Origin of the sequence: Halopseudomonas salina, assembly GCF_014637955.1 — a bacterium.
GTDB lineage: Bacteria > Pseudomonadota > Gammaproteobacteria > Pseudomonadales > Pseudomonadaceae > Halopseudomonas > Halopseudomonas salina.
Map to the genome: position 1 here is coordinate 753,964 of NZ_BMFF01000001.1, position 12,433 is coordinate 766,396.

Sequence of the window (12,433 nt, forward strand, 5' to 3'; positions counted from 1 at the left end):
GGTAGCCTGCAAATCGTGGCGTTGATATGAACAACGGGCGACCTTGGCGTACAGATTGTTAGCAAGACATGTCACCTTCGCAATTTCATTTGCAGTGAACAGCAAAACAGCCGGTGCCCTCTTGTTGACTGCTATCATGCGCAACACAACCTAATATCCCGCAGGGGCGGCCGTGACTTTTCTCCGGCCTGAAACTTGCGGCAATTTCCGGAGGCTTTATGGCCAACATTGCATTCATCGGGCTCGGTGTTATGGGTTACCCCATGGCCGGGCACCTCAAGCGAGCGGGCCATGAGGTCTGCGTTTACAATCGTACAGCCTCCAAGGCTGACGCCTGGGTAGCCGAATATGGTGGTAGAGCTGCTCCGACCCCCGCCGAAGCGGCTGCCGAGCAGGACTTCGTGATGCTCTGTGTGGGCAACGATAATGATCTGCGCGAAGTGATGACGGGGGAGCAGGGCGTTTTACAGGGTGCGCGCAGCGGCACTGTGATTGTCGACCACACTACGGCATCTGCAGATGTCGCGGTAGAGATGGCCGGGTTGGCGCGGGAGCGCGGTCTGGGGTTTCTCGATGCGCCAGTTTCCGGCGGGCAGGCGGGCGCCGAGAGCGGCAAGCTGACGGTCATGGTAGGGGGTGAAGAATCGGTGTTCGATTTTGCCCGCCCGGTGATCAACAGCTACGCCAAAATGCTTAAGCTGATGGGGCCTGCCGGTTCAGGCCAGTTGACCAAGATGGTCAATCAGATATGCATTGCCGGCTTGGTGCAGGGCCTCGCCGAAGCGCTGCATTTCGCCCAGTGTGCTGGTCTTGATGGAGAGGCTGCCATGGAAGTGATAAGCAAGGGAGCGGCGCAATCCTGGCAGCTGGAAAATCGTCACAAGACCATGTTGGCAGGAGAGTTTGATTTCGGTTTTGCAGTGGACTGGATGCGCAAGGATCTTTCCATCGTGCTCGATGAGTCACGGCATAACGGCGCACGTCTGCCAGTGACCGCGCTGGTTGATCAGTTTTACGCTGACGTGCAGGCGATGGGTGGCGGGCGTTGGGATACTTCCAGCTTGATCGCCCGCCTGGATCGGGAAAAGTAAGACTCATGTCCATGCTCTGCCGACCTGGCTGCGGGGCCTGCTGCATTGCGCCCTCGATTACTTCCCCGATCCCGGGTATGCCTGCTGGCAAGCCCGCGGGTGTCGTCTGTATTCAGCTGGATGAGCAATACCGCTGCCGCATCTTCGGTCACCCTGACCGGCCAGCGGTGTGTTCCGGGTTTAAGGCAGATGAAGAGGTCTGCGGTGATTCGCAGGTTGAGGCGTTGCGTATTATAGGATGGTGGGAGTCGCAGACGGGGTAATCCCAGCGGCAAGCGGCAAGCCTCAAGCTTCAAGCTTCAAGAAAAGCAAGCCCCGGCTATTCCACGGACATATGCTTTTTCTTGCCGTTTGCCGCTTGCCGCTTGGAGCTTGGAGCTTGGAGCTTGGAGCTTGGAGCTTGGAGCTTGGAGCTAAAAAAACCCGCCTGAGCGGGTTTTTTTAGCTGCGGCCTACTTCTTTGGGTAGTCGCGCTTGGTGGCGCCGGTGTAGAGCTGACGCGGACGGCCGATCTTGTAGGGGCTGCTGATCATCTCGTTCCAGTGCGCGATCCAGCCAGGCGTGCGGCCGGTGGCGAAGATCACGGTGAACATCGAGGCCGGGATGCCGATGGCCTTGAGGATGATGCCCGAGTAGAAGTCGACGTTCGGGTACAGGTTGCGCTCGACAAAGTAGGGATCGTTACGCGCGATCTCTTCCAGCTTCATGGCCAGCTCCAGCTGCGGATCATTGATGCCCAGCTCGGCCAGCACCTCGTCACAGGTTTCCTTCATGACCTTGGCGCGCGGATCGAAGTTCTTGTATACGCGGTGACCGAAGCCCATCAGCTTGAACGGATCGTCCTTGTCCTTAGCCTTGGCGATGAACTTTTCGATGTTCGATACATCACCGATTTCGTCCAGCATGGTCAGAACTGCTTCGTTGGCGCCACCATGAGCGGGGCCCCAGAGTGCCGCGATACCGGCAGCGATACAGGCGAAGGGGTTGGCACCGGAGGAGCCGGCCAGGCGTACGGTCGAGGTCGAAGCATTCTGCTCGTGGTCGGCGTGCAGAACGAAAATGCGATCCATGGCCTTGGCCAGAATCGGATTAACCTTCTTTTCCTCACATGGCGTGTTGAACATCATGTGCAGGAAGTTTTCCGAGTACGACAGGTCGTTGCGCGGGTACATCATGGGCTGGCCCATGGAGTACTTGTAAACCATCGCTGCCAGGGTGGGCATCTTGGCAATCAGACGGATCGCGGAGATTTCGCGATGATGCGCATCATTGATGTCCAGCGAGTCATGATAGAAGGCCGAGAGGGCTCCGACTACGCCACACATGATGGCCATCGGGTGAGCGTCGCGGCGAAAGCCATTGAAGAATGTCTTGAGCTGCTCGTGCACCATGGTGTGATTCTTGATGGTGCTGACAAATACTTCCTTTTCTGCATCGTTGGGCAGTTCGCCCTTGAGCAGCAGGTAACAGGTTTCCAGGAAGTCGGCATTTTCAGCCAGTTGTTCGATGGGGTAGCCGCGGTGTAGCAGCACACCTTTCTCACCATCAATAAAGGTAATCTTGGATTCGCAGGACGAAGTAGCCATGAAACCGGGGTCAAAAGTGAAGAACCCTTCGGCGGTCAGTCCACGCACATCCACAACATCGGGCCCGAGAGTGCCTGAATATACTGGCAGGTCGATTGGGGCATTGCCCTCGATCATCAACTGCGCCTTCTTGTCAGCCATTTCGGCCTCCTGTTTGCTGGTATCGAAAGGATGCGCCCCCCCTAGGCAGGGCCCGCATCACTATAAGGTGATAAATCGGTTTGTCAATTCTACAGATAGTGAATGGATATCAGGAGGATAAAAAGGTTTTATTTGCGCACTCGAAACATGCGCCCAACGCCGGGAGTGTTGTAACAAGGGCCTTCCAAGGGTGCGGTTGCATTGTAATCAGGGGGTCAAGTCTCTATACTCCACCACCGGCAAAGTGGCTTATTGGCTCTCCTTGAGAGTCATGCAACAGGCCGCTGGGGTACCCATAATAGTGCACCTTCCTATAATCCAGCCCTGAGTTATAAAAGGGCCATGAGTGTGAATATAGCCGTGAATAGCAAAAGACCTGTAAACCTGGATCTCAGGACAATCAAACTGCCTGTCACCGCCTGGACGTCGATTGCTCATCGTATTTCGGGAATCATCATGTTCATCGCCATTGCATTTATGCTGTGGTTGCTGGATGTGTCACTGGATTCCGAAAGCGGATTTGAGCAAGCCCAGTCCATCCTTCAACACCCTCTCGCCAAACTGGTGACCTGGGGTGTGTTGTCTGCGCTGCTTTACCATCTGATTGCCGGTGTTCGTCACCTGGTAATGGATGCGGGCGTGGGTGAGGGCCTGGAGAGCGGCAAGCGCGGCTCGCAGGTAGTTATTGTGATTTCCGTCATCGTGATTGTTCTTCTGGGGGTATGGATATGGTAACCAATGTCACCAACCTGTCGCGTAGTGGTCTGTATGACTGGATGGCGCAACGCGTCTCGGCGGTAGTGCTCGCGCTCTACACGCTGTTTTTGCTGGGTTATCTTGTATTCAATCCGGGTCTTGGCTATGAAGAGTGGCGTGGTCTGTTCAGTCAGAACTGGATGCGCATCTTCAGTCTGCTCACACTGGTGGCCCTTAGCGCTCATGCCTGGGTCGGAATGTGGACCATTTCAACTGACTACCTTACTCCCATGGCATTGGGCAAATGGGCAACGACTGTGCGCTTCCTATTTCAGGCAGTGTGCGGGCTTGCGATGTTTGTCTTCTTCGTCTGGGGCGTACAGATTCTTTGGGGTATCTAAATGGCTAACATTCGTACACTGACTTTTGACGCCATCATCATTGGTGGCGGTGGCGCCGGTATGCGCGCTGCATTGCAACTGGCTCAGGGCGGTCACAAGACTGCCGTGGTTACCAAGGTATTCCCGACCCGCTCGCACACGGTTTCCGCCCAGGGCGGCATCACCTGTGCTATTGCCTCAGCCGATCCGAATGATGACTGGCGCTGGCACATGTACGATACCGTCAAGGGATCCGACTATATCGGTGACCAGGACGCAATCGAGTACATGTGTTCGGTAGGTCCGGAAGCAGTCTTCGAGCTCGAGCACATGGGGCTTCCGTTCTCACGTACCGAGCAGGGTCGTATCTATCAGCGCCCCTTTGGTGGTCAGTCCAAGGGGCCGGACAATCCCACTCAGGCTGCCCGGACATGTGCTGCCGCCGACCGTACTGGTCACGCTTTGCTGCACACGCTCTATCAGAATAACGTCAAGCACAACACCACATTCCTGAACGAATGGTATGCGGTCGATCTGGTCAAGAATCAGGACGGTGTGATTGTCGGTGTGGTCGCTATCTGTATTGAAACTGGCGAGACTGCCTATATCAAAGCCAAGGCCACTGTTCTGGCGACTGGTGGCGCGGGACGTATTTATGCCTCCACCACCAATGCTCTGATCAATACCGGCGACGGTATCGGTATGGCGCTGCGCGCAGGTGTCCCGGTTCAGGATATCGAGATGTGGCAGTTCCACCCCACTGGTATTGCCGGTGCCGGTACGCTGGTAACCGAGGGCTGCCGTGGTGAAGGTGGTTATCTGATCAACAAGCACGGTGAGCGTTTCATGGAGCGTTATGCGCCCAACGCCAAGGATCTTGCTGGTCGTGACGTTGTTGCCCGTTCCATGGTCAAGGAAATCCTCGCCGGTAACGGTTGCGGTCCAGACGGCGATCACGTGATGCTCAAGCTTGATCACCTGGGTGAAGAAGTGCTGCATAGCCGCCTGCCTGGTATCTGCGAACTGTCCAAGACTTTCGCTCACGTGGATCCGGTTACTGCGCCTATCCCCGTTGTACCAACCTGCCATTACATGATGGGTGGCGTTCCCACCAATATTCATGGTCAGGCAATCACACAGGACGCCAACGGCCAGGACCAGATCATCGAAGGTCTGTTTGCGGTAGGTGAAGTGGCCTGCGTATCGGTACACGGTGCGAACCGTCTGGGCGGTAACTCGCTGCTGGATCTGGTGGTGTTCGGGCGTGCTGCGGGTCTGCACCTGGAAAGCGCCCTGAAGGAAGGCATCGAGCATCGCTCCGCTTCCGAGTCTGATATCGAGGCATCACTCAAGCGCCTTGATGCACTCAACGGTCGTACCACCGGCGAAGAAGTAGCGCCGCTACGTAAAGAGCTGCAAAACTGCATGCAGAACTATTTCGGTGTGTTCCGCACCGGCGAGTTCATGGAAAAAGGCATCAAGCAACTGGCCGATCTGCGCGAGCGGATCAACAACGTCAAGATCGATGACAAGAGCCAGGCGTTCAATACTGCGCGTATCGAAGCATTGGAACTGCAAAATCTTCTGGAAGTGGCCGAGGCGACAGCTGTTGCTGCCAACCTGCGCACAGAAAGCCGGGGTGCGCATGCCCGCGAAGACTATGAGGATCGTGATGATGAAAACTGGCTGTGTCACAGCCTGTACATGCCCGCGACCAAAGAGTTGAAAAAGCGGGCGGTGAACTTCACACCGAAGACAGTTCCGACATTTGAACCTAAGATCCGGACTTATTAAGGGTGACCGATATGCTGCAAGTAAGCGTCTACCGTTATAACCCCGAGAGCGACAACGCTCCCTACATGGAAGACTTCCAGATCGACACTGGCGGCAAGGACATCATGGTCCTTGACGTGCTGGCACTGGTCAAGGAGAAGGACGTGGGTATGTCCTATCGTCGCTCCTGCCGTGAGGGTGTTTGTGGCTCTGATGGGATGAATATCAACGGCAAGAATGGCCTGGCCTGTATCACGCCGTTGTCTGATGTCGTTAAAAACAACAAGCTGGTGTTGCGTCCATTGCCTGGTTTGCCGGTCATACGTGACTTGGTAGTGGATATGAGCATCTTCTACAAGCAATACGAAAAAGTTCAGCCGTATTTGCAGAACGACACGCCGGCGCCCGCTATCGAGCGCCTGCAGTCGCCTGAAGAACGTGAGAAGCTGGATGGTTTGTACGAGTGTATTCTCTGTGCTTGCTGTTCAACTTCCTGCCCTTCATTCTGGTGGAATCCGGACAAGTTCATCGGTCCAGCGGGACTGTTGCAGGCCTATCGCTTTCTGGCGGACAGCCGCGACACCCATACCGAAGACCGTCTGGCTACCATGGATGATCCCTTCAGCGTGTTCCGCTGCCGTGGCATCATGAACTGCGTCAATGTGTGCCCCAAGGGTCTGAATCCGACCCGTGCTATCGGCCACATCCGCAACATGCTGCTGCAGAGCGGTACCTGATTCTTCAGAGTCTGCATAACGTTGGGCCCAGGCCGGTCTCTGCTACAAGAGGCCGGTCATAATTTAATCGAACCGCAGCTCACAAAGCCGCGGTTTGCGTACCTAAACCAACAGGGGCTATCGGGTAACACCCGAACTATCTGTCGGGGCCGGCAATATTCCGGTTTCGCAGGACATGGCATTTCAGGTCAATTGGCAGCGATTACGCCTCCAGGCCTTCGCATGTTTTGCACGGATGGCAGTTTTCTTGCCAGTTAATGGTCTTTGCGCCAGATGGTATCCCCTTATAGAGGGTGACCAAGCATGCCAGACAGCGAAATGCAGCAGCTGTGGAGCACTTCCCATTTGTCGGGCGGGAATGCCTCCTATGTTGAAGAGCTCTATGAGCTCTACCTGCACGATCCGAACAGCATCGCCGACGAATGGCGCAGCTATTTTCAAAAGTTGCCACAATCCAACGGCTTTGCAGGATCTGATGTTTCTCATTCCACGATCCGCGAACACTTCCAGCTTCTAGCCAAACATCAGCGGCGCCCTGTCGCAGCGGTTGGCGGACAAACCAGCAGCGCTCACGAAAAGAAACAGGTCGACGTACTGCGTCTGATCCAGGCTTTCCGTATGCGTGGCCACCAGGGTTCCAACCTGGATCCTTTGGGCTTATGGAAACGGGATGAAATTGCTGATCTGACTCTTGCTGACTATGGTCTTACCGATGCCGATCTGGACACGTCCTTTCGTACCGGTGAGTTGCATATTGGCAAGGAAGAAGCGCCCCTCAGGGAAATTCTTGACGCTCTGAAGTCGACCTACTGCTCGACCTTCGGTGCAGAATACATGCACATTGTCGATTCCGATCAGCGCCGCTGGTTCCAGCAACGTCTGGAAAGCGTGCGAGGCAAACCTCAGCACTCAGCCACTACCAAGCGGCATCTGCTCGAACGCCTGACAGCGGCTGAAGGCCTGGAAAAATACCTGGGCACCAAGTTTCCGGGTACGAAGCGTTTTGGTGTCGAAGGCGGTGAAAGCCTGATCCCGATGCTCGACGAAATCATTCAGCGTTCCGGCTCCTACGGCACCCAGGAACTCGTTCTGGGCATGGCCCACCGTGGTCGTCTGAACGTGCTTGTGAATATTCTGGGTAAGAACCCCCGCGAGTTGTTCGATGAGTTCGAGGGGAAAAAGAAGATTGATCTGAGCTCGGGCGATGTCAAATACCACCAGGGTTTCTCATCCAACGTGATGACTTCCGGTGGGGAGACGCACCTGGCGCTGGCATTCAATCCTTCGCACCTGGAGATCGTATCTCCGGTGGTCGAAGGTTCGGTGCGTGCCCGACAGGACCGTCGCCGCGACGGCTCCGGTGATCGCGTCGTACCCATCAGCATCCATGGCGATGCGGCCTTTGCCGGACAGGGTGTGGTCATGGAGACATTCCAGATGTCCCAGACCCGCGCGTTCAAGACCGGCGGCACTATTCATATCATCATCAACAACCAGGTAGGCTTCACGACCAGCCGCCAGGATGATGCGCGCTCCACTGAATACTGCACTGACGTTGCCAAGATGATTCAGGCGCCGATTTTCCACGTCAACGGCGATGATCCGGAAGCAGTATTGTTTGTGACTCAGCTGGCGGTCGACTATCGCATGCAGTTCAAGCGTGATGTGGTGATCGACCTGGTTTGCTATCGCCGTCGTGGCCACAACGAAGCTGACGAGCCTTCCGGCACCCAGCCGCTGATGTATGACAAGATTACCAAGCATCCAACCACTCGTGAGATCTATGCCGAACGTCTGGTGAACGAGGGGACCCTCAGTTCCGATGAGGTGCAAGGGCAGGTAGAGGAATACCGGACAGCTCTGGATAACGGTGACCACGTGGTCAAGAGCCTGGTCAAGGAACCCGATACCAGTTCGTTCGTAGACTGGGCTCCTTACCTTGGCCATACCTGGACAGCACGCCACGATACGCGCACCGATCTGAAGACTTTGCAGGATCTTGCGAACCGTCTTAATGATCTGCCCGATGGCCTGGTTATCCAGCGCCAGGTCGGCAAGATCGTCGAGGATCGCCGCAAGATGGCTGCCGGCGCTTTGCCGCTGAACTGGGGCTTTGCCGAGACAATGGCCTACGCGACGCTGTTGCATGAAGGCCATCCGGTGCGTATCACCGGCCAGGACGTGGGCCGCGGTACCTTCTCGCACCGCCATGCGGTTCTGCATAACCAGAAGGATGGATCCACCTACATTCCGCTGGCCAACCTGGCAGAGAACCAGCCGCGTCTGGATATCTACGACTCCCTGCTATCGGAAGAAGCTGTATTGGCATTCGAATACGGCTACGCGACCACCACGCCTAATGCGCTGGTGTTGTGGGAAGCCCAGTTCGGTGACTTTGCCAATGGCGCCCAGGTGGTGATCGACCAGTTCATTACCAGTGGCGAGCACAAGTGGGGCCGTCTGTGTGGCCTGACCATGCTGTTGCCACACGGTTATGAGGGGCAGGGGCCAGAACACTCTTCTGCCCGTCTTGAGCGCTTTCTGCAACTTAGCGCCGAGCACAATATCCAGGTATGCGTACCCTCCACGCCGGCACAGGTCTACCACATGCTGCGCCGTCAGGTGATACGCCCGCTGCGCAAGCCGCTCATTGCTCTTACGCCAAAGTCGCTTCTGCGTCACAAGTTGGCCGTATCCAGCCTCGAAGATCTTGCAGATGGCTCCTTCCAGACGGTAATTCCAGAGTACGACAGCCTGGATCCCAAGAAGGTCGAGCGCGTCATCCTGTGCAGTGGCAAGGTGTATTACGATTTGCTCGAGAAGCGTCGCAAGGATGGTTTGGAAGATGCTGCAATTATTCGTATCGAGCAGCTGTACCCGTTCCCGGAAGACGATCTTGCTGAAGTGCTGGCACCTTACAAGGCATTGAAAAAAGTCGTCTGGTGTCAGGAAGAGCCGATGAACCAGGGTGCCTGGTACTGCAGCCAGCACCATATGCGTCGGGTGGTTGCCCAACATAAGGTCAAGAATTTGTATCTCGACTACGCTGGACGTGAAGCCTCTGCATCACCTGCTTGTGGTTACCCGTCCCTGCATGCCGAACAGCAGGAAAAACTATTGCAAGACGCGCTTACCGCTTGAGCATCTGGCAGATAACAGAGAATTAATTTAAGGATCGACAATGGCTATTGAAATCAAGGCCCCCACTTTTCCCGAATCGGTTGCCGACGGCACCGTAGCAACCTGGCACAAGCAACCTGGCGACGCGGTCAAGCGCGATGAGCTGATCGTCGACATCGAAACTGACAAGGTTGTGATGGAAGTTTTGGCCGAGGCTGATGGCGTACTCGGCGATATCGTCAAGGGCGAGGGCGAAACCGTGCTCAGCGGAGAGCTGCTGGGCTCGTTGAATGACGGCGCCAGTGCTACTCCGAAAGAGTCGGCCAAGGAAGAGCCTAAGGCGGCCAGTCAGCCTGCCGATGCAGAGAAATCAGCAGCGCAGGATGCCAAGCCAAGTGGCGAAGAGCCGATGCTGTCGCCTGCTGCGCGCAAGATTGCAGAGGAAAACGGCCTGGCTCCAGCTGATATCGAAGGCACTGGCAAGGGTGGTCGCGTCACCAAGGAAGACGTGATGAACGCGGTGGAGGCGAAGAAGAACGCACCGGCCAAGGCACCTGCCGAGGCTGCCAAGCCTGCCGCCAAGGCCGGCGCTGTTGACAATGCGGCGTTGGCTGAAGGTGATCGTGTCGAGAAGCGCGTACCCATGACCCGTTTGCGTGCCCGTATCGCTGAGCGCCTGGTTGATGCCCAATCGAGCATGGCCATGCTGACCACGTTCAACGAAGTCAACATGAAGCCAATCATGGACTTGCGCAGCAAGTACAAGGAACTGTTCGAGAAGAAGCACAATGGCGTCCGCCTGGGCTTCATGTCTTTCTTCGTCAAGGCCGCTACCGAGGCGCTCAAGCGCTATCCAGCTGTCAACGCGTCAATCGATGGCGGCGATGTTGTGTACCATGGATACCAGGACATCGGCGTGGCTGTATCCAGCGATCGCGGTCTGGTTGTGCCGATCCTGCGCAATACCGAATACATGAGTCTTGCGACTATTGAAGGCACCATTGCCGACTTCGGCCGCAAGGCGAAGGATGGCAAGCTGTCGATGGAAGATATGACCGGCGGTACTTTCACCATTTCCAACGGTGGCGTATTCGGCTCCCTGCTCTCATCACCCATCGTTAATCCGCCCCAGGCGGCCATTCTGGGCATGCACAAGATTCAAGAGCGTCCTATGGCCGAGAAGGGGCAGGTCGTGATCCTGCCCATGATGTATCTGGCCTTGTCCTATGATCATCGTCTGATTGACGGCAAGGAAGCGGTGAGCTTCCTCGTAGCGATCAAGGAACTGCTGGAAGATCCGGCCCGCTTGCTGCTGGATATCTGATTTAACAGCTGCACGCTTCAAACGGCACGCGGCGAGCTGCCCCTGAACGTCACGAGCGTTGGGGCAGCGACACCCTAACAGCTGCAAACAGAGGAATTGGGTTATGAGTGATAAATACGATGTGATCGTCATCGGAGCAGGCCCTGGCGGCTATGTTGCCGCTATTCGCGCCGCCCAGCTTGGTCTCAAGACCGCCTGTATCGAAAAATACGTAGGAAAGGATGGCAAGCAGGCACTCGGTGGAACCTGTCTGAACGTGGGTTGCATACCCTCCAAGGCTCTGCTGGACAGCTCCTGGAAATTCCATGAGGCCCAGGAAGGCTTCAAGATTCACGGTATCGAGACCAAGGGCCTGAGCATCGACATCAAGACGATGATCGAGCGCAAGGACAAGATCGTCAAACAGTTTACCGGTGGTGTTAGCGCGCTGTTCAAGGCCAACGGTGTAACCAGCATCGAAGGGCACGGTAAGCTGCTGGCAGGCAAGAAGGTCGAAGTGACCGATGCCGAAGGCAAAACCACTGTGTACGAAGCCGAGAACGTGATTCTGGCGTCTGGTTCACGCCCGATCGATATTCCCCCTGCGCCCCTGACCGACGACATCATCGTAGATTCCACTGGTGCTCTAGAGTTCACCAGCGTGCCGAAGAAACTCGGCGTGATCGGCGCAGGTATCATTGGGATGGAGCTGGGCTCGGTCTGGCGTCGCCTGGGTGCCGAGGTCGTGATATTCGAAGCCCTGGACAAGTTCATGGTCGCTGCGGATGATCAGATCGCCAAGGAAGCCTTCAAGACCTTTACCAAACAGGGTTTGCAGGTGCGCCTGGGTGCCCGGGTAACCGGTACCGAGGTCAAGCGCAAGCAGGTAACTGTGTCCTTTACTGATTCCGAAGGCGAGCAACAGCTGACCTTTGACAAGCTGATTGTCGCTGTAGGTCGTCGCGCCTATACCGAGAATCTGCTGGCAGCCGACACGGGCGTGGACATGGACGAGCGTGGCGTAATCTTCGTTGACGATTACTGCACTACCAGCGTCCCGGGCGTATATGCCGTTGGTGACGTAGTACGTGGCTCGATGCTCGCGCACAAGGCTTCGGAAGAGGGCGTCATGGTCGCCGAGCGTATCGCCGGTCACAAGACCGCGATGAACTACGATCTGGTACCTGCCGTTGTCTATACCCATCCGGAAATCGCCTGGGTCGGCAAGAACGAGCAGCAGCTCAAGGCTGAAGGCGTTGAAGTCAATGTCGGTGTCTTCCCCTTTGCCGCCAACGGCCGAGCGGTCGCAGCCAACGAGACCGGCGGTATGGTCAAGGTGATTGCCGATGCCAAGACCGATCGGGTACTTGGCGTACACGTTATCGGTCCCGGCGCAGCCGAACTGGTTCAGCAAGGCGCAATCGGCATGGAGTTCGGCACCAGTGCCGAAGATCTGGGCATGATGGTGTTCTCGCATCCGACCGTTTCCGAAGCTCTGCATGAAGCAGCGCTGGCGGTGAATGGTCACGCAATACATGTCGCCAACCGTAAGAAGCGGTAATATAGCGTCCCCGTGACTGGCAGGTCTGCTTTGTACCTGTCAGTC

General features: G+C 56.2%; 10 protein-coding genes. 9 read left to right on the forward strand and 1 reads right to left on the reverse strand.

The features are described 5' to 3' along the window. The first annotated feature begins 218 nt into the window (after positions 1–218). Both IEV54_RS03625 and IEV54_RS03630 read left to right on the forward strand, forming a co-directional pair. Positions 219–1,091: an NAD(P)-dependent oxidoreductase gene (locus tag IEV54_RS03625; RefSeq protein WP_150277196.1), complete on the forward strand. Its 873-nt coding sequence runs from the start codon at positions 219–221 to the stop codon at positions 1,089–1,091. Positions 1,092–1,102: 11 nt separating this feature from the next. Then, positions 1,103–1,354 (forward strand): YkgJ family cysteine cluster protein, encoded by a 252-nt coding sequence (locus tag IEV54_RS03630; RefSeq protein WP_150277479.1) that lies wholly within the window; start codon positions 1,103–1,105, stop codon positions 1,352–1,354. A gap of 189 nt (positions 1,355–1,543) precedes the next feature. On the opposite strand, the gene gltA is transcribed toward IEV54_RS03630, so the two are convergent. Then, positions 1,544–2,818: a citrate synthase gene (gene gltA / locus IEV54_RS03635; RefSeq protein WP_150277195.1), complete on the reverse strand. Its 1,275-nt coding sequence runs from the start codon at positions 2,816–2,818 to the stop codon at positions 1,544–1,546. A 360-nt stretch (positions 2,819–3,178) separates the two neighbouring features. Between gltA and sdhC the strand changes: the two genes are divergently transcribed. The 7 genes from sdhC to lpdA all read left to right on the forward strand — a co-directional run bounded on the left by sdhC (position 3,179) and on the right by lpdA (position 12,388). Next, entirely contained in the window at positions 3,179–3,553 is a 375-nt protein-coding gene (gene sdhC / locus IEV54_RS03640; RefSeq protein ID WP_150277194.1) for a succinate dehydrogenase, cytochrome b556 subunit, read from the forward strand. Further along, entirely contained in the window at positions 3,547–3,915 is a 369-nt protein-coding gene (gene sdhD / locus IEV54_RS03645; RefSeq protein ID WP_150277193.1) for a succinate dehydrogenase, hydrophobic membrane anchor protein, read from the forward strand. Before sdhC ends, sdhD begins: the two co-directional genes overlap by 7 nt. Continuing rightward, entirely contained in the window at positions 3,916–5,688 is a 1,773-nt protein-coding gene (sdhA, locus tag IEV54_RS03650; protein WP_150277192.1) for a succinate dehydrogenase flavoprotein subunit, read from the forward strand. It abuts the gene before it with no gap. Positions 5,689–5,699: 11 nt separating this feature from the next. Then, complete coding sequence (locus IEV54_RS03655; RefSeq protein WP_150277191.1) at positions 5,700–6,404, forward strand: succinate dehydrogenase iron-sulfur subunit; 705 nt, start codon at positions 5,700–5,702, stop codon at positions 6,402–6,404. A 303-nt stretch (positions 6,405–6,707) separates the two neighbouring features. Further along, the gene (locus IEV54_RS03660) at positions 6,708–9,545 is read left to right on the forward strand and encodes a 2-oxoglutarate dehydrogenase E1 component (protein WP_150277190.1); all 2,838 of its coding nucleotides are present in this window, start codon (positions 6,708–6,710) and stop codon (positions 9,543–9,545) included. A 40-nt stretch (positions 9,546–9,585) separates the two neighbouring features. Next, the gene (gene odhB, locus IEV54_RS03665; protein WP_150277189.1) at positions 9,586–10,848 is read left to right on the forward strand and encodes a 2-oxoglutarate dehydrogenase complex dihydrolipoyllysine-residue succinyltransferase; all 1,263 of its coding nucleotides are present in this window, start codon (positions 9,586–9,588) and stop codon (positions 10,846–10,848) included. A 103-nt stretch (positions 10,849–10,951) separates the two neighbouring features. Next, complete coding sequence (gene lpdA, locus IEV54_RS03670) at positions 10,952–12,388, forward strand: dihydrolipoyl dehydrogenase (RefSeq protein ID WP_150277188.1); 1,437 nt, start codon at positions 10,952–10,954, stop codon at positions 12,386–12,388. Positions 12,389–12,433: the final 45 nt, after the last annotated feature.